The following is a 23,102-nucleotide window of genomic DNA, read 5'->3' as shown; positions in this document are numbered from 1 at the left end:
GGCCGGAACCCTCAGTAGAGCAGGAACGGCCGGCGCTGCTGCTCGAACGCCGTCAGCTCGTCCGACCAGGCTCCGACCACATCGTCCACGTCCGCGCCCGCGTCGATCATCGTACGCAGCCGCGTCGAGCCGGTGAGTTTGTCGACCCAGTAGGGGCGCACGGGGTCGTACGAGTCGTAGCGCCAGGCGAACGCGGGATACTTGCGCGCCTCCACGAGCATCGCCACGGCGGTCCGGATCGGGTCGTACGCCGCCCGATCGACGACTTTCACCTCGACGCCGGCGCAGAGCTGGTTGAGCATCGGCGGGTGCTGGCCGGCGACGGTCGGGACGAAGTACGCCTCCCGGAATCGCACTCCGGGCAGTTCGCGGGCGTTGAGCCGGTCGGACCAGTGGTAGTCGAAGTCGGTCGCGAGGCCGCCGATGAGTTCGAACGGGCGCGTCGTTCCGCGTCCCTCGCTGATGGAGGAGACGCCTTCGAACAGCCCGGTGCCCGGGTACACCAGGGCGGTGTCGGGGGTGGGCATGTTGGGGCTCGGCATCACCCAGGGGAGGTCGAGGTCGGCGGCGAACATCGTGCGTTTCCAGTGGCGTAGGGCCACCACTTCGAGGTCGACCGCGCGGCCCGCTTCGGCGGGGAGGAAAACGGAGTTGAAGTAGCGCGCCAGTTCGCCGACGGTCATGCCGTGCTGCTGCACGATCTCCTTCAGCCCGACGCCCGAGGTGTACGGCGCGGTCATCAGCGGGCCGTACGCCTTGCCGCCGATCGGGTTGGGGCGGTCGAGGACGACGTAGCGAAGGCCCAGCCGGGCCGCCGCGACCATCGAGGTGTACATGGTCCAGATGTAGGTGTAAAAGCGGACGCCGACGTCCTGGATGTCGAAGACGAGGGTGTCCACGTCGGCTGCCGTCAGCATCTGCTGCCATTTGGCTTGCGAGGCGCCGTAGGCGTCGTACACGGTGATGCCGGTGCGCGCGTCGATGCCGGTGCCTTCGCTGCCGCCCGCCTGAGCCGAGCCGCGGAAGCCGTGCTCGGGACCGAAGGCGGCCAGGTGGCTCACTCGGCCGGATTCGTGGATGAGGTCGACGAGATGGCGGTAGTCGGAGTCGACGCCGGTCGGGTTGGACAGGACGCCTACCCGACGCCCGGCAAGGGTCGCGAAGTCGTCGGCGACGAGACGGTCGAGTCCAGTGTCGACGCGGCGGGCGGGGGGCGCGGCGGCGGCTGGTGCGGCCGATGTCATCGCGGCGCCCAAGGCGCCTGCGGCACCGGTGGCGAGAAGAGTTCTGCGCTGCAAGATTCCTCCAACCGGTCGGCTGTGGTTGTGCGAAAGTTACCTACACATAGCCATCCGGTCAAGAAGCTAATCTTCATAACGCTGTCCACCAGGGACGGCGACCGCCGCGAAGACCAACGCGGCGGTCGCCATGGTGTCAGCTCAGCCGGATCGGGAGCGGCGACGCACCGACGGACGACGCTTCCACCGCTGTGCGTACCTTCGTGGTGAAACCTGCCTTGGACGCGGTGAGCGTGTAGGTGCCCACGGGCGCCGTGATGCGGTAGTAGCCCGCGGCGTTCGTCGTGGCGGTGAGCCCGCCGCCCGCGTCGACCGTGGCTCCGGAGATCGGCGCGCCGCCGGTGGTCGTGACGCGGCCGATGATCGACGGGCCGGTGACGGCCGCGGCGCCGGTGGTGACGGTGATGACGGTGTAGGAGTGGGCCGGGAACGTGTAGTCGAAAGTGGACCCGACGCCGGTGAGGGTGCTGGTGGTGGTCTGGATCTGGGTCGGGTTCTGCCAAGTGTTCTGATCGAGGTAGCCGGCCGAGTTCACGGTGGCGACGCTCGCGGTGGAGCTGATCGTGCCCGCGCCGGTGAGGTTGACGGTCGAGGTCTGCGCGGCCGAGGGATCGCGGTTGATCACCGAGAGGTAGAGCTTGGTGCCGTCGGCCGAGCGGGTCGTGGTGATGTCGAGCATCGGGATGCCGCTGCGCGCGGGCAGGTTGCCGAGCGCCGGGGCGTTGTAGGTCGGGCCGGTGAGAGTGGTGCTGAGCAGGAGCGGCCCGTGTTGCGTGGCGGCAAGCTGCTGCGCCAGGTAACCCGGCGTGACGAAGGTGCCGCGGTTGGCCAGGCGAATCGCGGAGCCGTCCCAGAAGTTGACGAGAGCCGACGCGCCGTTGAGTTCGTTGGCGTCGGAGCGTCGCATGAACAGGTTGAGCAGCCCGGCTTCCTGCAGCGCGCCTTCGAGCGTCCGGGTGCGGCGGTGCTCTTCATTGAAGTACATCGCGTTGTGTTCGGTGACGGCGAGTTTGATGTCGCGCCCGCCGCCGCTGGCGAGCAGGGTGTCGGTCGCGGTGGCCATGCGGTCGCCGATGACCGCCGGTGCGCCGACCGAGGCTTGGTAGACGGTGAGGTTGTCGTAGTTCGCCGGCAACGGCTGCGGGCTGTAGTAGTGCACCGACAGGTGGTCCATCCGGCTGCCGGAGGCGCCCAGCACCGTCGTGTTCCAGGTCTGATCGTTGTTGGTGCCGTCGCCGCCTTCGGCGATGAACGCGATCGTGGAGTCCTTGGCCGCCATCGCGTCGCGGTAGGTGTTGTAACTGGCCGCGTAGTTCGTGGCGGTGGTCCAGCCCGGCGTCCAGGAACCCCACACCTCGTTGCCGATCTCCCAGGTGCGTACGTTCCAGGGGGTGCTGCGGCCGTTGGCGGCCCGCTGTGCGCCATAGGTCGTTGCCGTGCTGCCGTTGGCGTACTCGACCCAATTGGCCGCCAGCGTTGGAGTGCCTCGGCCCCAGTTCACGTTGAGATACACCGGGATGCCGAGCGCCTCGCCCAACGCCAGGATCTCGTCCGTGCCGACATCGTTGGTCAGCCACAGCGCATCCCATTGGTTGTAATGCATCGGCGGGCGGCTGTCACGGGGCCCGATGCCGTCGGTGAAGGTGTAGCTGTCGGCGATGATGCCGCCGGGCCAGCGGATCGCGCCGGGCTTCAGCGCGGTCAAGGCGTCGACGAAGTCCTTGCGCCAGCCGCCGAGCGTCACCTCCGCCGCGTTCAACGGCATGACACTCACCATGTCTATCCACAGTGTGCCCGTCCCGGCCGTGCCGAGGAACAGCTTCGCGTACGGGTCGGTGGTTGTGGGGGTCACGGTCGCGGTGAACTTCGTCCACGTGCCGGTCACGGAAGAGAACGTCGTGGTCGCGTACGCGGGGTAACCCGCGCTGTCCCCCACATCCGGCCCCAGGGTCACGGTCACCGGACTGCTCAAGGCCGTCTGCTTCAGATAAGCACTGATCTGGTACGCACGACCGCCGGTCACGGCGATGGCGCCCTGGCTGATGCCCTTTCGGCCGGTGGTGTGCTGCGTGACGTCGATGCGCTGGGCGTACGTGCCGTTGAAGCCGGCCCGGTCCTGGCTGTAGACGGCCTGGTCGGCGTACCCGTCCTCGGTCCAGCCGTCGGTACGCCACCAGGTCAGGTAGTCCCACTTGGTGACCGAGGTGCCCCAGCCGTAGAGGAAGGCCGAGTAGTCACCGTTCGGCACCGCCGTCGTCGTGATGCTGTACGCGAGGCGGCCGTTGGCCAAGAAGTCCACCGTACGCGAGCCGCCGGTCCACTTGCCGACCTCGATCCGCAGCACGACCGGGAGGCTGACGGCCGGTCCGGTCCACGGAGTGACGCCGTCGCCGAAGACCCGCAGCGTGCCCGCTTCGACCCCGAACTCGACGTACTTGGTGAAGTCGCCGCGGCCGCTGCCGCCGTAGATGTTGAGCAATCCGTTGGTGCCGCTGATCGAGTCCAGCTTGGCCTCGACGGTGTAGTCGTAGACGTCGCCTTCGGAGACCGGCTGCGACATGATGCCGTACCGGCTGTTGGCCGCGCCGTTGATCACCATCTGGCTGTTGGACATGCTGGAGGTGCCCCAGCCGCCGGCCAGGGTGGAGTTCGTCCACGCCCCGCTGATCCCAGGTCCGCCCTCGAAGTGGTTGTCCCAGCGGTCGTTCATGTGCACCTGGCGTACGCCGATCGAGTCCCACGTGGTGGTGGAGGTGCCCCAGCCGTAGAGGAACAGCCGGAAGTCGGGCGCGGGCACGTCGAACCGCGTCCACAGCTCGTGGACCCGGGTGCCGTTGACGTAGAAGCGGAACAGCCGCCCGTTGGACCAGTACGGGCTGACCTGGACGGACAAGGTGGCGGGAAGGCTGACGGCGGAGCCGGTGAAGTTGCCGGTGCCGTCGCTGGTGAAGACCTTGGCGACGCCGCCGTCGATCCCGAACTCCATGAACTTCGTGAAGTCGTTCGCCCCCGCGCCGCCGTAGATGTTGAGCAGGCCGTTGGTGCCCGTGACGCCGGTGAGCCGGGCGTCGATCGTGGTCCAGTCGGTCGAGCTGTTGCGGATGTAGTCCGACAGGACGCCGTACCGGGAGGTCGCGCCACCGGTGATGGTCAGCGCGCCGCCGCCGACCGCCACCGATCCGTTGGTCGCGCCTTCGAGCCGGGTAGGGGTCCAGCGCGGCGAGAGGCTGCTGCCGTCGAACCCGTCGTAGGTGCCGTCCGGCGTCATCGTGAGGTAGTCGGCGGTGACCGTCCCGGACCAGCCGTAAAGGAAGGCCCGATAGCCGCCGGGCATCCCCGTGAAGCCGGTCATCGTCCGCACGAGCGTGCCGTTGTAATAGAAGCTGAGCGTACGCGCGCTGCCGCCGAGCCCGGAGACGTCGACCCGCAGGGTGGCGGGCGTGGCGGCCGCTCCCCCGGTCCATGTGGGCTGGCCGTCGGCGAAGACCTTGAGGACGCCGCCTTCGATGGCGAACTCGGCGAAGTGGGTGAAGTCGCCGGCTCCGGCTCCGCCGTAGATGTCGAGGATGGCGTTGGTCCCCGTGAAGGAGACGATCTTCGTCTCGACGCTCCAGGTGGCGTACCGGTTCTCCGGGATCGGGTTGCTCATGATGCCGAACCGGCCGCCGGTCGCGGCGGTGACCGCGACGGAGCCGCCGGACACGCTGACGGTGCCGGCCGGTGCGGTGTCGAGACTCATCGGCGTCCACTTCGATCTGTCCAAAGCAGAGCCGCCGAAGCCGTCGTAGAGGGTGGATCGCTCGGCGGTCACCTGATCCCGCTCGAACGAGCGATCGGTGACGCGCTCGGCCCAGGCGCCGTTCATGTCGTCGGACGCCCATTCCATCATCTGCCCGGTGACGCCGGGCTGGACGACGCCGACGGGAGCGCTCGCGTCGACGGAGATGACGTTGGCGCCGACGGCGGCCGCGGGCTGGGGAACGACCGCGACCGCGGCGACGAGGCCGATGACGGAGAGGATGCGCAGAAGGGGACGGTTCATTGCGACTCCTTCGCTGGGGGTACGCCTGACGGTCAGGCGGTGGGTGCGAGGCGCAGCATGGTCCAGGACACCGGTGGGAGCGCGGCGGTGAGCTCACCGTCGGTCAGGGTGTGGTCGGTGCTCGTACGCGGCTGGACCCGGTCGGGGTCCTCGGCGTTGTTGGTGTGGAGCAGCTCGGCGGAGTCGCCACCGAGCACGACGTGCTCGACGACCCGCAGCCCTGGAAGCGCCCGGAGCTGGGCGGTGAGGTTCACCGGTTCGCTTTCGCTGCGATTGAGGGCCAGCACGGTGACCTGGCCGGTCTCGGGATCGTGGGTGGCGACGACGTCGGCGACCGGGACGTCGCCGTGGCGCGCGGTGTCGTAGGTGGAGGTACGGGGTTCGGCCCGCAGGACGGTGCCCCGGGCGTGGCGGGCGGTCAGCGCGAACGGGTGGAAGATCGTCTGCCGCCACGCGGGACGGTCAGACTCGGCGCGGATCGGGGCGATGATGTTGACCAGCTGGGCGAGGCAGGCGACCCCGACCCGGTCGGCGTGCCGGAGCAGGCTCATCAGCAGCGAGCCGACCACGACGGCGTCCTCGACGGTGTACTCGTCCTCGATCAGCCGCGGGGCTTCGGCCCACTCGAGGTTGGTGTAGCCGGCGAACCGGCTCTCGTACCAGATGTTCCACTCGTCGAACGACAGCTGCAGCTTCTTGCGAGAGCGCTTCTTGGCTGCGACGTGATCGGCGGTGGCCACCACGCCGTCGATGAACCGGTCCATCGCCAGCCCGGAGGCGAGGAACGAGGCCCGGTCGTCCCCATGCTTCTCGAAGTACGCGTGCAGCGAGATGTAGTCGACGTGATCGAAGGTGTGGTCGAGGACGGTCGCCTCCCAGGCGCCGAAGGTCGGCATCCGGTCGTTCGAGCTGCCACAGGCGACCAGTTTGACACTGGGATCGACCTGCCGCATGGCTTTGGCGGTCTCGGCGGCCAGCGCCCCGTACGCGTCCGCGCTCTTGTGGCCCACCTGCCACGGGCCGTCCATCTCGTTGCCCAGGCACCAGAGTTCGATGCCGTAGGGGTCGGCGACGCCGTGCCTGCGCCGCAGATCCGACCAGTAGGTGCCGCCCGGGTGGTTGGCGTACTCGAGCAGGTCGCAGGCTTCCTGGATGCCCCGGGTGCCCAGGTTCACCGCCATCATCGGCTCGACGGCCGCCCGCTGCGTCCACGTCATGAACTCGTTGAGCCCGAACGCGTTCGTCTCGACCGACCGCCACGCCAAGTCCAACCGGCGCGGCCGGTCGGCGACCGGGCCGACGCCGTCCTCCCAGCGATAGCCGGAGACGAAGTTGCCGCCGGGATAGCGCGCGACCGTGATGCCCAGTTCGCGGACGAGCTTGAGGACGTCGGCCCGCAGCCCGTCGGTGTCCGCCTCGGCGTGGCCGGGTTCGAACACGCCGCCGTAGACGCAGCGGCCCATGTGCTCGACGAACGAGCCGAACAGGCGCGGGTCGACCGGTGCGATGCCGAAGGCGGGATCGAGGGTGACGGTGCAGGTGAGCACGGCGGTACTTCCCATCTGATTGCGGGTGGTCATCAGTTCAGCTCCGGTCACTTCAGTCCCGTGGTCGCGATGCCCTGGACGAAGAAGCGCTGGGCGACGAGGAACGCGACGGCGAGCGGTGCTAGGGAGATGGCGGCCCCGGCCATCAACGCGGCATGGTCGACGCCGGACTGACTGGAGAACAGGGTCAACGCGGACGGCAGTGTCCGCATGTCGAGGGTGCTGGAGACGACCAGCGGCCACAGGAAGTCGTTCCACAAGGCCATGAACTGGATGACGAACAACGACGCCAGGGCCGGTTTGGCCAGGGGCAGGACGATGCGCCAGTAGATCTGGAAGCTGTTCGCCCCGTCGATGTGCGCGGCGTCGTCGAGCTCGGCGGGCAGCGTACGGAAGAACTGGCGCAGCATGAATATCCCGAGCGCGCTGGTGGCCCGCGGGATGATCAGGCCCTGGAGGGTGTTGAGCCAGCCCAGGTCGAACAAGGTCAGGAACACCGGGATGATCGTGACCTGGAAGGGCACCATCAGCGTGGCCAGGATGACGATGAAAATCGCCTGCCGCCCCCGGAACTTCAAGCGGGCCAGGGCGTACCCGGCGAGGGAATCGAGGAACACCAGCAGGATCGTCGTGCCGCCCGCGAACACGAACGTGTTGAACGCCAGCCGGGCGAACGGCAGCTGCGTCAGCACGGCATGGAAACCGGCCACACTCCACTCCCCCGGCCAGAGCCGGGCCGGATCGGCGTAAAGGTCGGCCGGCGTACGCAGGGCGACCCCGATCATCCAGACGAACGGCAGGACGGTGGCCGCGGCCGCCAGAATCAGCACGCCCCAGGAGGCGTACCGGATGATCTGCTGGAGAAACCGCAGCGTGCCCGGCAGCCAGGCGGGCGCCTCGACCCGCGCGAGCGTCTCACTGGTCATCGTCGCTCCTCGCGATGCGCAGCTGGATCAGCGAGACCGCCAGGATGAGCAGGAACAGCACCCAGGCGATGGCGCTGGCGTAGCCGAGCCGGAACTCGACGAAGCCGCGCTGATACAGGTAGGTGACGATCGATTCGGTGTGGAACAGCGGCCCGCCGCCGGTCATGACGTAGACCAGATCGAACAGCTGCAGGGAGGTCACCGTCGAGATGACGGTGGTGAACAGCAGCGCGGGCCGGATCTCCGGCAGGGTGACCGCGCGCAGTCGTTGCCAGCGGTTCGCACCGTCCAAGGTGGCCGCCTCCATGAGCGGAACCGGTACGCCTTGCAGCGCCGCCAGTAGCACGATCATGGAGAAGCCCACGCCTTTCCAGATGCCGACGGCCATCACGGTGGGCAACGCGAGCCCGGTGTCGGCGAGCCAGCTGGGGCCGGTGACGCCCACCCGGTCGAGCCAGCCGTTGATCAGGCCGACCTGCGGATCGAGCAGGAACTTCCAGACCACCCCGACCACGGCGAACGAGGCGACGGTCGGGAAGAAGAACGCCGACCGCAGGATCGCGGTGAGCCAGGTGGTTCGCCGCAGCCACAAGGCGAGCGCGAGCCCGCCGAGGACCTGCCCGGCAGTGACGACCACTGTGTACAGACCGGTGACGCCGAGGGCGTTGCGGAAACGTTCGTCGCCGAACAGCTCGGTGTAGTTGCCGAGGCCGACCCAGGCGTGCGTGTCCTCGCCGACGGTCCAGTCGTGCAGGCTCATCCAGCCCGACCGCAGGATCGGCTCGGCGATGAACACTCCGATGAGCAACAGACTGGGCGCGACATAGAGGTACGCCGAGTTGAACCGCGGCCGGCGTCTCGCCTTCGCCGAGGGGATGGTGGCGGTGGTCATGCGTGCCTTCCGGACGGTCTTGGTCGGGTTCGGTCGCGGTGATCGTCGGCGGCGGCTGACGTTCTGGCGATCCGCGCGTTCTTGATCGTCGGCGGCCGACGCTCAAGGAGCTGTGACGCCCTTGATTGTCGGCAGCCGACGATCTTGCCGCGGAACGTCGGTGGACCAGACCCGATCGGGTCAGGGCTTGCAGCCGGTGATCTTGTTGATGGCTTCGGCGGCGGACTGCGCCGCCGGGCCGACCGGCTCACCCCGGGTGATCTTGCCGATCAGCGGGACGTAGACGTCGGTGTCGATCTTGGCCGACGTCGGCAGCCCTGGCAGGTAGAGCCGTGCGTTCGGCAGTTGCGCGGCGAACGGGGCCACGATCGGGTTGGTGGGCGTCACGTCGGTGCGTACCGGCGGGAACCCGGAGGCGTCGCTGAATGCGGCCTGCGCGGTCTTGCCCGTCCACCAGGCGAGGAACTCCAGCGCCTGGGCCTTGTGCTTGGTGGACTTGCCGATCGCCAGCGGCACCGTCGAGGCGAGAGTCACCGGGCCGCCCGCGCCGACCGGCACGGCGGCGATGCCGAGATCGATCCCGGCGGACTTGAAGCCGGCGGCGGCCCAGGGGCCGTTGATCTCCATCGCTGCCTTCTTCGCCGAGAACAGCGTGTCGGCGTCGGCTCCGGTCTGCCCGACCGGGCTGACCTTGTCCTTGGCGACGAGATCCGCCCAGGTCTGCAGGGCCTGGACGCTCGCCGGCTCGGCGACGGTGGCGCAGCCCTTGGCGTCGACGATGTCACCGCCGTTCATCCACTGCAGGATCGGCCACATCTGGATGGTCGCGTGGTCGGCCAGCGAGATGCCGTACTGCGTGACCTTGCCACCGTCCATCTTGGTCAGCTTCTTGGCCGCGTTGACCAGGTCGTCGCCGGTCTTCGGCTCGCTGACGCCGGCCTCGGTCAGCATCGCCTTGTTGTAGTAGAGCACCAGCGTCGCCATGTTGGCCGGGGCGGCGTACAGCTTGCCGTCGATGGTGAAGGCGGTGGTCACCGCCTTGGGGAACAGCGACGTGTTGAGCTTGCCGTCGCCGTCACCGGCCGCCTCGTCCAGCGGCAGCAGCGAGTTCGTCTTGACGTAGGTGAACAGCACGCCGGGGTCGAAGTTGGGCGTGGCCAGATCGGGTCCCTGACCGGTCGCCCAGGCGCCGGGCAGCTTCTGGCCGATGGCGTCCCACGGCTGCACGTCCATGGTGACCTTGATCTTCGGGTGCGTGTCGTTGAACTGCTTGACCAGCGACTCGTACGCCGGCCGGTCGGGACCGGTGAACCCGGTCCAGAGGCTGAGCTGCACGACGCCGTCGGCGGAACTGTCGTCGCCGCCGGAACCGCAGCCCGCGACGGCCAGCAGGCCGGCGGTGAGGACTGCGGCAATCTTCCAAGGTGCTCGCAAAGGTGATCTCATTGGGGGTCGACCTTCCGTCCCAGCTCGGGGGAGATTGCAGACATGTTCCATCGTTGGAACGACGTTGTAAAGAGGTCTTGGCGAGAATCGTTACAACGTTGTACCTTGAAGTCCCCGGACCCCCCGCTCCTCGGATCGTGAGTGAGGTTGATCGATGGTTGCCACCCTCAAGGACGTCGCCGCCCGTGCGGGCGTGTCGGTCAAGACGGTGTCCAACGTGGTCAACGGATACTCGTTCGTCACCGAGGACAACCGGCGGCGCGTCCAGGAGGCCATCGACCTCCTGGGGTACGTGCCGAACATCGGCGCGCGCAACCTTCGCAAGGGCCGCACCGGATTTCTGACCCTTGCGGTGCCGGAGCTGGCCAACCCCTACTTCGCCGAGCTGTGCGGACTGGTCATGAACGCCGCCGCCGAGCACGACTGGACCGTCCTGATCGAACAGACCGGCGGCGAGCGCGACCGGGAGCTGACGGTCATCAACGCGGCGCACCGATCACTGGTCGACGCCATCATCCTCAGCCCGATCGGGCTGCGGCCCACCGACCTCGCCGAAGCCGCACCCGGCACTCCCCTGGTCCTGCTCGGCGAACGAGCGCTGAGCGCGCCGGTCCATCACGTGGCCATCGACAACGTCGCCGCTGCCCGTGCCGCCACACGTCACCTGCTCGACCTCGGACATCGCCGGATCGCCGCCCTCGGCGACCAGCCCGGCCCGCACGGCACGGCAGCTCTGCGGCTGCGGGGCTACGAGTCGGCGCTGCGATCGGCCGGCATCACTCCCGACCCGGCCCTCATCGTCCCGGCTGCCGCCTACAGCCGGGCCGAAGGCACCGTCGCCATGCGACACCTGCTCGATCTGGCCGACCCGCCGGACGCGGTGTTCTGCTTCAACGACATGCTCGCCATCGGTGCGCTCAGCGCGGTGCGGGATCGAGGGTTACGCGTACCGGAGGATGTGGCGGTCGTCGGCTTCGACGGGGTCGACGAGGGCAACTACAGCGCACCCCGGCTGACGACGATCGCACCGGACAAGGCCGCTATCGCCGAAGCCGCCGTCGGCCTGGTCCGGGCGGCCCTCCAGGACGGTTCCGGGCAGCCGCAGGACGTGGTCACGCCGTTCACACTCGTGGCGCGGGAAAGCACCCGTTCCGGGGCGTGAGCCGGCACCGCGGCCCGGATGGCGATCGCTACCCGGGCCGCGACCTTGCCCCATGACGCGTTACCAGGGGCTTGGCGTCACCGTCGCCCGTACGCAAGGCGCCGTAGGACGAATTCCGCTGGGCCGGCTTTCCCTCTGCGGTCGAGCCAGCGGGCGAGTACGACCGTGGTCAGCCACACTCCGGTGGCGATGACCAATCCGGCGATCGTCGGTGTGGCGAACCGCGTACCGAGGGCCAAGCCGAACGGCAGGAGCAGGACGAGCCAGGCGACCGACTGGAACAGATAGCCGGACAGCGAGCGCCGGCCCAGCGCGGCCAGGCTGTTGACCACCGCACCTGGGCGCGTGACGCGCGCGGCGATCAGACCGAACGCCGCGACGTAGCCGAATCCGGCGAACATTCCACTGCCACCGTGCAACATCATCATCAGTTCGGCGGTCGATTCGCCGGTGTGCAGCCATCCGGCCGCGGACAGCGCGGCAGGCAGGCCGCCGAGGACCGCGATGCCCAGCCCCACGATCGCGATCCAGCGCAGCGAGGTGCGGTGGCGCGCCGGTTCTTCGAGCATCCGGCGGCGTGCGGCCCACATCCCCATCCAGGTGATGAGGATGAAGGGCAGGACGGTCGCGGTATGCGCGGGCCATTCCGCGAGGCGGTCCAGCATGGACAGGAGATAGGTGGTGGCGGTCAGCGAGTCGACGCGTCCCACCGGTAGCGGAGCGGAGCCCGTCGAGCCGGCCGACACCTTCAGGGCGACGATCACGCCGAGGACGACGACCTCCACGGCGTAGAGCGCCCACAGGCCCAGGATGATCCGATGGAACTTGTCTCCCCGGCGAAGCAGGACGAGTGTCATGACCATCCCGACGATCCCGTACGCGCCGAGGAAGTCGCCGTAGTACAGCAGCGCGGCGTGCACGAATCCGAAGACGAGCAGCCAAGCGTTGCGGCGCAGGAGGATCGACCGGACCCGGGCCGGTGCCGCGCCGGAGCGCTCCTGACGGCGGGCGAGCTGGACGACGCCGTAGCCGAACATCACCGCGAAGACCGGATAGCCCCGCGCATGCGCCAGGTCGAAGAGCGCGAAGGTCAAGATCCGGTCGACGCCCTCCGGCGATGGATCGACCCCGGGCTCCCCGGCGAAGACGACTCCCGCCACGTTCGCGACCGCGATGATCAACAGCATCGCACCCCGGGCCAGGTCGGGTGCCAGCGCCCGTTCGGTGGCTGGCGCTGGACCGCGAACCGGCATCGCGGTCGTCTTTTCGAAGATGGCGTCGATGCTCACGTGTGCCCTCCCCAGGGACGATTAATTTCTCTGAGAAACTATCACACGCAAACTAATGCTGTCTGACATGATGTGCTTCGTATGATCAGCGAAGACGTTCCCGCAGCGCTGCGGCGGCTGTGGCGGCTGGCGGAGCCGTCCCGCCTCGGCCGTCGACCGACGCTCGACGTCGACGCGGTCGTCGCCGAGGCGGTGAGAATCGCCGACGGCGAAGGCCTCGTCGCCGTGACCCTGCCCAACGTCGGGAAGAGCCTCGGCGTCACCGGCATGTCGCTCTACCGGTACGTCGGCTCGAAGGACGAGCTGCTGACGTTGATGGTCGACTTCGCGCTGGGCGATCCACCGCCGATCACCGCCGGCGCGTGGCGTACCGCCCTCCGCGAATGGGCGCAGGCTCAGCGCGCGGTGCTTCAGCGGCACCCGTGGGCCACCCAGATACCCGTCTCCGGCCCGCCCGCCGGCCCGCATCAGATCGCCTGGATGGAAAGCGCCCTGGCGATCCTGGCGCGTACCCGCCTGGACTGGGCACACAAGGTCGGAGTGATGTCCCTGATCGGCGGCTACGTCGCCCACTTCGTGCGGCAGAGCAGTGAGCTGGCCGCCGGACGAGCCGAAGGACAGGCGCAAGCCGCCGCTGAGCGCGCGTACGGGCAGGCTCTCGCCCGGCTGGTGGACGCAGAACGCTTCCCGCAGGCAGCGCAGCTCTTCTCGTCCGCCGTGTTCGGAACGCCCAACGCGCCGGACGCGGATCTGGCCGACGCCGACTTCCTGCTCGGCCTCGACCTCATTCTCGACGGAGTGGCTCAACGCGCGGCCTGACGGACTCTCGCCCGGTCGGACGTCGGTTAACTCGATTGCGGCTCAGTCGTCCAGCCCGCACGATGATCGACGCCCGCGTCGGAAGGAGCCGCCGTGACCACGTTCGCCGTCCGAACCTCGAACCTCCCGGCCATCAACTCGATGACCAAGTACCCGTCGATCCCGACCTACCACAGCCTCGACCCGCGCAACGGCAGACTGCTCGACGAGGCAGTACCCTTTCCCAGCCTGGTCATCGGCACGGAGAAGGTCGACGGCACCAACTCGCGGATCATCCTGCTGCCGGACGGCACCTATCTGCTCGGCAGCCGCGAGGAACTGCTCTACGCGCAGGGCGATCTGATCGGCAACCCGGCACTCGGCATCGTCGACGCGCTGCGCCCGATCGCCGACAACCTGCCCGCCGTCGAGGACGACCACATCGTGGTCTACTACCTGGAGGTCTACGGCGGCAAGGTCACCGCTGCCTCGAAGCAGTACACGGGTGACAAGCGCGTCGGGCACCGGCTGTTCGACGTGGCGGTCATCGGCGACCATCGGGAGATGTCAGGCTGGGATTCGCAGCGCGTCGCCGCGTGGCGTGACGCGGGCGGGCAGCAGTTCCTCGGCGAAACGACCCTGCGGCGTACCGCCGAAGACACCGGGCTGGACCTGACTCCGCGGCTCTTCGAGATCGACGCGACGGAGCTGCCCACCGACATCGCAGAGACCAAGGCCCTCCTCGACAAGTGGATGCCCTCTACGCGCGTCGCCCTGGACGACGACGCCGCCGGGCGGCCGGAAGGCATCGTGCTGCGCTCACCGGACCGGGCGGCGATCGCCAAGGCTCGATTCCAGGACTACGAGCGGACCCTCAAGGGCAGGAGCCGCTGACCCCGCACCAGATCCAGGCCGCGGTCATCCGGCGTGAGGGCAACCCAGCGGTGGCCCTCACGCCGCTTCCCGCAGGCGCAGCCTCATCGCCGTCGCCCCTATTCGTCGCGGCTTCGGCGCAGGTAGCGAAGGATCTGCACGAGCTCCCACGGACCCAGGACGATCCACCGCAGCGCGTACAGACCTTTGCCGATCAGGACGAACGGCCAGGCCACGACGGCCGCGAGGACAAGCAGCACCGTCTCACGGCCGCGTACGCGCTCGGCCGCCCACCGCTGCGTGAGGCTTAGGCCTTCCTCGTCGGGGTCCGGTGGCGTGGTCGGCATCGCCGCATCCTAGCGAGCGTCGCTGATCCGAAGCAGCCAGCTAGACCGGCCGCCATGGAGGACCGGCTCCGAAAGTTTCGGCGTCACGACCATGCTCCGACGTGCACAGATGCTCGCCGATGAGGCGGTGACACCGGCCCTGGATCCGAAATGTTGCGGAACAAAAGATGGGGATGTTTCAATGATCCCTCATCGACCTGGCCGCCGGTCTCCACCCGGTGGCCGTACGCAAGGAGAGGCCATGGTTTCCACACCTCGCCCGGCCCGCAGGATCCTCGCCATCGCCGCCACCGTAGCGGCGGCCGTCACCGGCGCCGTCGCCGTCCTCACGCTGGCCGCCGCTCCGTCCCAAGCGGCCACGTGCAGCGGCTATGTCGGGCTGACCTTCGACGACGGCCCGACCCCCGGCAACACCCAGAACCTGCTCAACGCGCTCACCTCGAACGGCCTGCGCGCCACGTTCTTCGACGAGGGCAAGAACGTGCAGGCGAATCCGTCGCTCGTCCAGGCGACGAAGAACGCGGGCATGTGGATCGGCAACCACAGCTGGGACCACCCGCACATGACCCAGCTCAGCTCGGCCCAGATGTCGACCCAGATCGGCAACACGCAGTCGGCGATCCAGCAGATCACCGGCTCGGCGCCGAAGCTGTTCCGGCCGCCGTACGGCGAGACCAACAGCACGCTGAAGTCGGTCGAGGCGCAGTACGGCCTCACCGAGATCATCTGGGACGTCGACTCGCAGGACTGGAACAACGCCAGCGTCGCGTCCATCGTGGCGGCCAACGCCCGGCTGACCAACGGTCAGATCATCCTGATGCACGACTGGCCGGCGAACACGGTCGCCGCCATTCCGCAGATCGCGGCCGGCTTGGCCAGCCGCAACCTGTGCGCGGGCATGATCTCGCCGACGACCGGACGGGCGGTCGCGCCCGACGGGTCCCAGCCGACCACATCGCCGTCGTCCTCAGCTCCGTCGTCGAGCCCGCCGCCCACCGGTGGCGGCTGCCGGGTGACGTCCGCGGTCAGCGCCTGGAACACCGGGCTGACCAACAACCTCACCATCACCAACACCAGCGGCTCGGCCGTCACCAACTGGCGACTGACCTTCACCCTCCCGAGCGGACAGACCATCACCTCGGGCTGGAACGCCACCTACAGCCCGGCCAGCGGCGCGGTGACCGCGACCAACGCGGGCTACAACTCGACCATCGCCGCCGGCGGTTCGGTCGGCATCGGCTACCAGGCCACGCATACCGGCAACACGGGGGCGCCGACCGGCTTCGCGCTCAACGGCGTCGCCTGCAGCTGACGCCCGCCCGGTTAGTACGCCTCAGCTAGTACGCCTCAGCTGGTACGCCGGGTCACGCGCGCTCGGCGTACCAGACGAGGGGCACGGAGGAACGCAGACCCGACGCCATGGTCTCGCGGACCCAGCGCATCCGGGCGGCGGCCGACTCCGGGTGGTCGCCGAACTCCTGGGCCACCTGCCCGGCGCAGTACTGCGGGCCGAACTGGTCGAGTACCCCGGTGATCGCCGCGGTGACCTGCCGCGAGTCGGGGCGGTCGGAAGCTTGCACGTGCGAGGCGAACAGCGCTTCGCACATGGTGTCCAGGTTCAGGTGGAACATCGCTCATCCCTCCGTGTGTTCGTCGCCTGATCCATCGTCGCGTCGATCACACCCCCGAAACATCGTCTATCTGGCCTATAGCGCGAATCGGGCATTCCTCACATTCAACGACCGCGAGGGCGGGTACCTCGCATATCCGGTGACGCTGCGTCATGGATCGCTGCGCTGAGTAACAGGATGGGCATCCGGGGCACGTCCACTCATCGGGACGGCCATACATCGACGTTCATCAGCACATAAAGTCCATTGTGGTGTCTCCACCACCACTCGAAAGGATCGCCCATGCGCATCACACGATCATCGCGGACCATCGGCGCGCTCGCCGTGACCGTCCTCGCCACCGTTGGCCTGGCCGGCACGTTCGTCGCGACCGCCCCCGAGGCGAACGCCGCGACAGCATGCCAAGTCACGTACCGTGTCAACGAATGGCCCGGCGGATTCGTCGGCTACGTCGACATCACTGCCGGCAGCACCGCAATCCACGGCTGGACGGTGACCTGGGCCTACGGCGGAGATCAGAAGATCACCTCGGCGTGGGGCGCGACCGTCGCCCAATCCGGGACCGCGGTGACCGCCACCAATCTCGCGTACAACGCCGACATCAACCCGGGCGCCACGGTCGAGTTCGGCGTACAGGGGACCTGGGCCAGCGCCGATCCCACGCCCACGGCGCTGCTGCTCAACGGCGCTCCCTGCGGCACGGTGCCGACCAGCCCGTCGGCCTCACCGTCCGCGTCGGCGTCACCCTCCGCGTCTTCGTCACCGTCCGCGTCCATCTCACCGTCCGCGTCGCCGTCGGGATCGCCCAGCTCCAGCTCCTGCGGAACCCTCACCCTGTGCGAGGGCTTCGAGAGCCAAGCCGGTGGTACGCCCAGCGGGGCATGGGTCGTGAGTTACCCGGATTGCCAGGGCACGGGTACCGCGACCGTCGACACGACAACGGCGTACCGCGGGGGCAAGTCGCTGAAGATCAGCGGAACGGAAGGCTACTGCAATCACGTCTTCGTCAGATCGACCGCGACGCTGACCGGCACCGTGTGGTACGCCCGCTTCTACGTACGCCACACGACCGCGCTCCCGGCCTCGCATGTCACCTTCGTGGCGCTGAAGGACTCCGCCGACGGCAACCGCGACCTGCGAATGGGTGGCCAGAACGGCGCCCTGCAATGGAACCGCCAGTCCGACGACGCGACGCTGCCCGAGCAGAGCCCGGCCGGTGTGGCGTTGTCCGCGGTATTGCCGGTGAACTCGTGGAACTGCGTCGAGTTCAAGGTCAGCGGCGCCGACGGAACCATGCAGACCTGGCTCAACGGCACCGAGGTGGCCGGGCTGCACGAGGACGGCGTACCGACGCATGACATCGATCAGCAATGGCTCAGCCGCACCAACTGGCGGCCTAGCCTGACCGATTTCCGCCTTGGCTGGGAGAGCTACGGAGTCGGCGCCGACACGCTGTGGTTCGACGAGGTGGCCCTGGGCGCCAGCCGCATCGGCTGCTGAGGGGCTGCGCGAGCGCTGGCGCGGCGAGCCGTCGCGCTAGCGCTTGTCCTTGAGCCGCTGGAGTTGCCCGTCGTGGACATCGCTGACCCACTCCCAGCCGGGCTTGGCCGACGAGCCGACCCGCGCGTCATTGGGCACGCCGCCCTCCCGGAGCGCGAGCACGTACGCCCGGTCCGCCTGGATACGCGCGTGCGCCTCCCCGACCCCGACGGACCCGTGGCCGGGGACGACGACGTCGACATCGCCGGCGACGCCGTCGAGCAGCCGCAGCGCGGCGAGGTAGTCCTCGATCGGATCCTCGGCCTCGAGGTCGAGCATCGGGATCAGGACGTCGGACAGCATGTCGCCGGCGACCAGTACGCGGCGCTCGGCGATCAGCAGCGCCGCATGCCCCGGCGCGTGCGCTCGATGCTCGATGATCCGGACCTCGGGACCGTCCCAGGGGATCTGTGCCGTCCCGGCGGGCAGCGCGGTGATGAGGCCGTAGAGGTCCAGCGGCACCTGCTCGGCTATGCCGGTCGATTCCAGGTGTTCGATGATCTTCGTCTTGATATCGGGGTCGGAGAGCTGCTCCGCCACGGCGGCGGCACAGCGGGCCGTGCCATACCGGGGCGCGTCGCCGAACCGCGGGTGCCACAGTAGGTGATCCCAGTCCGGGTGGGTCGAGAAGCCGGCCACGACAGTCTGGCCCGACTGCGACAGATCGTTCGCGAGACAGACCATCTCGTGGTCCTGGAGGCCGGCGTCGATGAGCAGCACGCCGGCGTGGCCTTGCATGACGATCGCGTTGCTCTGCACGAAGTCGCTCTCGTGGACCAGTACGCCCTCCGCGATCCGCGTCAGCACGGGTTCGTCTCCTTCGCATCCTTGATGGCGTAACGGTGCACCGTGACGCCCGATCGCAACGCTCGCTGCTCGATCAGCTCGAGGTCGATCGGCCGGTCATAGTCGTCGAACAGCGGCCGACCGAAGCCGAGGATCGCCGGATGGGTCCACAGCAGCAGCTCGTCGAGCAGCCCTGCCCGCAGCAACTGGGTGGCGAGGGTCGCGCCGCCGACGCTGATGAGGCCGTCGGTCTGCGCCCGCAGGACGGCGAGCCGGCCGAGGGCGTCCTCGCCGATGATCTGGGTGTTGTACTCGGCCTCCTGGCGGGTGCGAGACACGAGCACCTTCGGCTTGGCCGTCCAGATCTCGCCGTACTCCCGCATATAGTCCGGCAGCGAGGCGTCGTCCCCCGCCCGTGGCCAGTACTCCTCCATGATCTCGTAGAAGACCCGGCCGTGAACCATGAGCGCGACCTCCCGCGCCAGCGCGTTCGCCTCGCGGTGGAACTCCTCGTCGATGCGCAGCCATTCGCCGGCTCCGTTGTCGCCGGGCACCTGCTCGATCCGCAAGTCGACAGACACGTTCATCGAGTAGATGAGACGTCCCATGCCCACCTCCAAGTGATTGCGTTCTGCAACCACTATAGTGAGGGCGACCGAGCCGTCAAGGAGGAATCGTGGAATCACGGTCCGGGTGTCCGATCGGCGCCGCCGTCGAGGTGCTGGGAGACCGCTGGTCGCTGCTCATCCTGCGGGACGTCGTCTTCGACGACCGCCGTTACTTCCGGGCCCTGCTCACCGGGTCGGCCGAGGGCATCGCGTCGAACATCCTCGCGGATCGCCTCGTCCGCCTCGTCGAAGCGGGGATCCTCACGCGCGGCACCGCAGCGCGTGGGCAGCGCGCCCGCTACAGCCTCACCGAGGCCGGCATCCAGACTCTTCCCATCCTCTACGCCCTCGGCAACTGGGGTCTCGACTGGCGCTCCGGCGACGACGAACTCCGCCGACGGCAGCACCTCCTACGCGACGGAGGTCCGGCGTTCCTCGACGAACTCATGGCCGATCTTCGCGTACGCCATCTCGGCGCACCGCCGAATCCGAGCGCGGAGCCCGGCCCGTTCGAACGTCTGGGAACCGTCCGCACCGCGGCCACCGAGTAAGCGCGCGACGGCGTACCCTCTGCGAGTTGACAATTGGTCTGCTCGATCCAGCAGCCTGCCGAAGGTGGTCGCAGTGGTCCGTGCGGGAATGGTGCTGGCCGGGCGCTATCAGCTCGAACAGCGCGTCGGCAGCGGTGGCATGGGTGAGGTGTGGAAGTCCTTCGACTTCGTGCTGGCCCGCACCGTCGCGGTCAAGTGCCTGCTCGACGCGCCGCCGAACGAGCCGAGCTTCGTCGACGAGTTCCGGGCCGAGGCCCGCGTCATGGCCACGATCAGCCATCCCGGCGTGGTCGAGGTGTACGACTTCGGCGACGACCCGGCCGCCGGCGTCTACCTGGTCATGAAGTACATCGACGGCGAGTCGCTGGCCGAGACGCTGGCCCGGGTCGAGCGGCTCAGCGCGAAGGCCACGATGCGACTGGTCGCCGACGCGGCCGAGGCGCTGCACGCGGCCCACGAGAAAGGCGTCACCCACCGCGACGTCAAGCCGGGCAATCTCCTGGTACGCGCGGACGGCGGCGTCCTGGTCGGCGACTTCGGCATCGCCCGCTCGTCCGGCGCCGCCGGGCACACCGCGCCTGGATCGCTGATCGGCACCGCGTCGTACATCGCTCCCGAGCGCGCGTTGGGCCGTCCGGCCACACCCGCGTCGGACATCTACTCGCTCGGCATCGTGGCGTACCGGTGCCTGGCCGGTCGGCTGCCGTTCGCCGGGGACAACTTGGTGGAGGTCGCGCTGCGTCACGTCCACGACGAGGCGCCGCCGCTGCCGCCGGACGTGCCGGCCGGCGTACGGGCGATCGTGGAACGAGCGATGGAGAAGGACCCGGCGAATCGCTGGCCCTCGGGCGCGGCTCTGGCCCAGGAGGCGCGGCGGGCGCTGGAAGAGTCCGATGTGCCGTCGCCCCGTCCCCAGGCGATGGTCACGATACCGACGCCGAGTCAGCCCGCCGCCGGCCGGCGCTCCACCGGGCGGACACTCGTCGTAATCGCGGCGGGGCTGGTCGTCTCCGTCCTGGTGGCGGCCGGCGTGCTGCTCAGCCAGGGTGACGACCCGCAGGCCGAGAGCCTCGGCGACGGTCTGAGGGTGAACACCGCGAGTCCTCTGGCGAACAGCCCAGCCACGAGTACGCCGCCGAGCCCCAACGCCACGGGTTCACCGTCCAGCACGGGCGGGACGAGTCCCGCGCCCCGGTCCAGCGTCGCCAGCCCGGTTTCCGGCGGCGGAGCGACTCCGCTCGGGGCGCCGACGAGCCTGACGGCGACGCCGATCAGCGCGAGCACGATCCGCCTGCGCTGGGCGGACAAGTCGACCGCCGAAGGCGGCTTCACCGTCATCAACGGCAACACGTCGAAGAACGTCGCCGCCAACACGACGACCTATGACTGGACCGGGCTGACGCCGGACACCCGCACCTGCTTCAAAGTACGTGCGTACAACGCCTCGGGGGTCTCCGCCTACTATCCGGCCGCCCAGAGCGATTGGATCTGCGCCACGACGCAGTCCGGCTCGGGTCCGGCCGCGCCGACGAGCCTGACGGCGACGCCGATCAGCGCGAGCACGATCCGTCTGCAATGGACGGACAACTCGACGGACGAGAACGGCTTCACCGTCATCAACGGCGACACGTCGAGAAGCGTCGGCGCGAACACGACCACGTACGACTGGACCGGTCTGGCGCCGGGCACCTACATGTGCTTCAAGGTACGCGCGTACACCGCGGCCGGGGTCTCGGCGTACAACCCGCCCGCGCAGAACGACTGGGTTTGCGTCACCACCCCGACCGCATGATCCATGCCGGTGGAGCCGGGGCGGAATCCGACGACGCGGGCCGGGTCAGCGCTTCTGCACGAACTTGACCTGGTGGCCGTCGGGATCGCGGACCCACGCGTAGTGGAGACGTCCGTCGGGTGAGTCGGTCGGGGCGACGACGCTCGTCGCGCCGGCCGCCAACGCCCGATCGAAGAACGCATCGGTGTTCTCACACCACAGCACCAGTTCCGTGGACGGGCTGCCACCCGCAGCGTCCACCCCCAGCCCCATCAGGGCGTTGGCGACCCGCGCCGAGGTCAGGCCGATCCGGACGCCAGCCGCTTCGACCTCGACATGCTCGATGGGACCCGAGGCCGGCGCCCGGAATGCCTCCGCCAGCCCAAGGCCGGTGTAGAAGGTGAGACACGCGTCGACATCGCGGCAGAACAGGTTGATCTGAACCTCGATGGTGCTGGTCGTCATCTCGAAACCCTAACCAGACGAGGGCAGCGACGCCGGGATGTCGGTCCGGTGAGGGACGATCCGCCGGGGAGCATCGTTGTCAGGGATGACACGTGCACATCTTCAGTCGACGCAGGAGCGGACCATGCCACGCGGCGCGACGTTGCCGGCGCTGCTCGCCGCGACGTCGGTCGACGCCCAGGACGGTGCCTTCTACGGTCCCCAGTGGCCGGGGAACGCCGGCGGCCCGCCCGGCGAGCAGAAGCCGTGGGGGACGCTGCGCGACCCCGACGCCGCGGCACGGCTGTGGTCGGTCTCCGAGCAGCTGACCGGGGTCACCTTCGCGTGACCCCGTCCACTCCCCCAGCGGGCCGGCGCACCAGCAGTACGCACGTAGTCAGCAGCCAGATCCAGAAGGCGGCGTAGGGGATCAACCAGATCGGGATCTCCCAGACGAACTGCGCGAGGGCGAGACCGATCCCGCTGACGACGCCCCACCATCCCAGCCACCGTGGCAGGGCGCCGGACGAGAGGATGACCCACCCGCAGGCGAGGGCGAAGCCGCCCAGGGGCAACCAGATGTTGGTGAACCCGATCGTGGTGACGTCGTAGGCGTACGCCAGCTGCCCTTGATCGAGATCGGCGGCCCGATGGCTGGCCGCCTCCTCGCTGGAGTCGAGGATGACGAACGCCGCTACCAGAAGGCCGGACAGCCCCGCCATGGTGGACCGCCACGGGAGGTCGCCCTCGACCCGGCGCAGCAGCAGCGCGAAACCGACCATGAACCAGAGCACGGCGAACATGGCGATGTCGGCCACGACCTCGCCCAGCCGAACCCAGGTTCCGTCCAGACCACGGAGGAAGTCCGCCGCCGCCGCGGTCGTGGCGTCGGTCGGCGGCTCGCCCGGCGTACTGGTGCTTAGGGCAACGAACAGCACCACGGTGCCCACCAGGCCGGTCAGGCCGATGGTCCGGGCGAGCGGATGAACTCGCACCGCCCCGGCGCGGGACTCGACAGTCATCGCTGCGCCTTCATCAGGGCGCGGTCATGGCGCATCTGCTGAGGATGACACTCCGGCGGCATGAAGTCGGGCCGATGCCTCGATGGGTCGCCGATTCGAGTGACGTCCTCGGCGACCCATCGGGTATTCG

The 23,102-nt window shown here is 68.8% G+C and carries 21 protein-coding genes; 8 read left to right on the top strand and 13 right to left on the bottom strand.

Features of this window, described 5'->3' with window-relative positions; all coding sequences use genetic code 11:
• Positions 1–11: 11 nt before the first annotated feature.
• From AB0H43_RS32385 to AB0H43_RS32360, 6 genes are all read right to left on the bottom strand, one after another.
• Positions 12–1,298, bottom strand: a complete 1,287-nt coding sequence (locus AB0H43_RS32385; protein WP_360005631.1) for a DUF1343 domain-containing protein — start codon at positions 1,296–1,298, stop codon at positions 12–14.
• 136 nt (positions 1,299–1,434) lie between these two features.
• The gene (locus AB0H43_RS32380; RefSeq protein WP_360005629.1) at positions 1,435–5,340 is read right to left on the bottom strand and encodes an alpha-L-arabinofuranosidase C-terminal domain-containing protein; all 3,906 of its coding nucleotides are present in this window, start codon (positions 5,338–5,340) and stop codon (positions 1,435–1,437) included.
• 32 nt (positions 5,341–5,372) lie between these two features.
• The gene (locus tag AB0H43_RS32375; RefSeq protein WP_360005627.1) at positions 5,373–6,920 is read right to left on the bottom strand and encodes an alpha-N-arabinofuranosidase; all 1,548 of its coding nucleotides are present in this window, start codon (positions 6,918–6,920) and stop codon (positions 5,373–5,375) included.
• Between the two features lie 14 nt (positions 6,921–6,934).
• Positions 6,935–7,813 carry a carbohydrate ABC transporter permease gene (locus AB0H43_RS32370; protein WP_360005625.1) on the bottom strand — a complete coding sequence of 293 codons (879 nt, stop codon included), beginning with the start codon at positions 7,811–7,813 and terminating at the stop codon, positions 6,935–6,937.
• Positions 7,803–8,705, bottom strand: coding sequence for a sugar ABC transporter permease (locus AB0H43_RS32365; protein ID WP_360005623.1), 903 nt, complete (start codon positions 8,703–8,705; stop codon positions 7,803–7,805). Before AB0H43_RS32365 ends, AB0H43_RS32370 begins: the two co-directional genes overlap by 11 nt.
• A gap of 180 nt (positions 8,706–8,885) precedes the next feature.
• Positions 8,886–10,151: an ABC transporter substrate-binding protein gene (locus tag AB0H43_RS32360; RefSeq protein ID WP_360005622.1), complete on the bottom strand. Its 1,266-nt coding sequence runs from the start codon at positions 10,149–10,151 to the stop codon at positions 8,886–8,888.
• A 154-nt stretch (positions 10,152–10,305) separates the two neighbouring features.
• Between AB0H43_RS32360 and AB0H43_RS32355 the strand changes: the two genes are divergently transcribed.
• Positions 10,306–11,313 (top strand): LacI family DNA-binding transcriptional regulator, encoded by a 1,008-nt coding sequence (locus AB0H43_RS32355; protein ID WP_360005620.1) that lies wholly within the window; start codon positions 10,306–10,308, stop codon positions 11,311–11,313.
• Positions 11,314–11,390: 77 nt separating this feature from the next.
• On the opposite strand, the gene AB0H43_RS32350 is transcribed toward AB0H43_RS32355, so the two are convergent.
• Positions 11,391–12,602, bottom strand: coding sequence for a DUF418 domain-containing protein (locus AB0H43_RS32350; RefSeq protein WP_360005618.1), 1,212 nt, complete (start codon positions 12,600–12,602; stop codon positions 11,391–11,393).
• 81 nt (positions 12,603–12,683) lie between these two features.
• Between AB0H43_RS32350 and AB0H43_RS32345 the strand changes: the two genes are divergently transcribed.
• Both AB0H43_RS32345 and AB0H43_RS32340 read left to right on the top strand, forming a co-directional pair.
• On the top strand, positions 12,684–13,421 hold the full coding sequence (locus tag AB0H43_RS32345; protein ID WP_360005616.1) for a TetR/AcrR family transcriptional regulator C-terminal domain-containing protein: 738 nt from the start codon (positions 12,684–12,686) through the stop codon (positions 13,419–13,421).
• Positions 13,422–13,514: 93 nt separating this feature from the next.
• Complete coding sequence (locus tag AB0H43_RS32340; protein WP_360005614.1) at positions 13,515–14,294, top strand: RNA ligase family protein; 780 nt, start codon at positions 13,515–13,517, stop codon at positions 14,292–14,294.
• Positions 14,295–14,392: 98 nt separating this feature from the next.
• Here AB0H43_RS32340 and AB0H43_RS32335 read toward each other — a convergent pair whose 3' ends face one another.
• Positions 14,393–14,620, bottom strand: a complete 228-nt coding sequence (locus tag AB0H43_RS32335; RefSeq protein ID WP_360005612.1) for a hypothetical protein — start codon at positions 14,618–14,620, stop codon at positions 14,393–14,395.
• Between the two features lie 241 nt (positions 14,621–14,861).
• On the opposite strand from AB0H43_RS32335, the gene AB0H43_RS32330 reads away from it, so the two are divergent.
• Complete coding sequence (locus AB0H43_RS32330) at positions 14,862–15,932, top strand: polysaccharide deacetylase family protein (protein WP_360005610.1); 1,071 nt, start codon at positions 14,862–14,864, stop codon at positions 15,930–15,932.
• 52 nt (positions 15,933–15,984) lie between these two features.
• On the opposite strand, the gene AB0H43_RS32325 is transcribed toward AB0H43_RS32330, so the two are convergent.
• Positions 15,985–16,251, bottom strand: a complete 267-nt coding sequence (locus AB0H43_RS32325) for a hypothetical protein (RefSeq protein ID WP_360005608.1) — start codon at positions 16,249–16,251, stop codon at positions 15,985–15,987.
• Between the two features lie 282 nt (positions 16,252–16,533).
• On the opposite strand from AB0H43_RS32325, the gene AB0H43_RS32320 reads away from it, so the two are divergent.
• Complete coding sequence (locus tag AB0H43_RS32320; protein ID WP_360005607.1) at positions 16,534–17,751, top strand: cellulose-binding domain-containing protein; 1,218 nt, start codon at positions 16,534–16,536, stop codon at positions 17,749–17,751.
• A 36-nt stretch (positions 17,752–17,787) separates the two neighbouring features.
• Here the strand turns inward: AB0H43_RS32320 and AB0H43_RS32315 are convergent, their stop codons facing one another.
• Together AB0H43_RS32315 and AB0H43_RS32310 are read right to left on the bottom strand one after the other, a co-directional pair.
• Complete coding sequence (locus AB0H43_RS32315) at positions 17,788–18,597, bottom strand: MBL fold metallo-hydrolase (RefSeq protein ID WP_360005605.1); 810 nt, start codon at positions 18,595–18,597, stop codon at positions 17,788–17,790.
• Entirely contained in the window at positions 18,591–19,184 is a 594-nt protein-coding gene (locus AB0H43_RS32310) for a dihydrofolate reductase family protein (RefSeq protein WP_360005603.1), read from the bottom strand. The genes AB0H43_RS32315 and AB0H43_RS32310 overlap by 7 nt, the downstream gene beginning before the upstream one ends.
• A gap of 68 nt (positions 19,185–19,252) precedes the next feature.
• On the opposite strand from AB0H43_RS32310, the gene AB0H43_RS32305 reads away from it, so the two are divergent.
• Positions 19,253–19,735 carry a helix-turn-helix domain-containing protein gene (locus tag AB0H43_RS32305; RefSeq protein ID WP_360005601.1) on the top strand — a complete coding sequence of 161 codons (483 nt, stop codon included), beginning with the start codon at positions 19,253–19,255 and terminating at the stop codon, positions 19,733–19,735.
• 73 nt (positions 19,736–19,808) lie between these two features.
• Entirely contained in the window at positions 19,809–21,527 is a 1,719-nt protein-coding gene (locus AB0H43_RS32300; protein WP_360005600.1) for a protein kinase, read from the top strand.
• Between the two features lie 45 nt (positions 21,528–21,572).
• Here the strand turns inward: AB0H43_RS32300 and AB0H43_RS32295 are convergent, their stop codons facing one another.
• A complete protein-coding gene (locus AB0H43_RS32295; RefSeq protein WP_360005598.1) occupies positions 21,573–21,971 on the bottom strand; it encodes a VOC family protein in 399 nt (132 codons plus the stop codon).
• 85 nt (positions 21,972–22,056) lie between these two features.
• On the opposite strand from AB0H43_RS32295, the gene AB0H43_RS32290 reads away from it, so the two are divergent.
• On the top strand, positions 22,057–22,299 hold the full coding sequence (locus tag AB0H43_RS32290) for a hypothetical protein (RefSeq protein ID WP_360005596.1): 243 nt from the start codon (positions 22,057–22,059) through the stop codon (positions 22,297–22,299).
• Here AB0H43_RS32290 and AB0H43_RS32285 read toward each other — a convergent pair.
• Positions 22,286–22,972 carry a DUF4386 family protein gene (locus AB0H43_RS32285; RefSeq protein WP_360005594.1) on the bottom strand — a complete coding sequence of 229 codons (687 nt, stop codon included), beginning with the start codon at positions 22,970–22,972 and terminating at the stop codon, positions 22,286–22,288. The genes AB0H43_RS32290 and AB0H43_RS32285 overlap by 14 nt on opposite strands.
• Positions 22,973–23,102 lie beyond the last annotated feature (130 nt).

It is taken from the genome of Hamadaea sp. NPDC050747, from assembly GCF_040654195.1.
GTDB lineage: Bacteria > Actinomycetota > Actinomycetes > Mycobacteriales > Micromonosporaceae > Hamadaea.
This window is presented reverse-complemented; position numbering and strand designations above follow the sequence as displayed.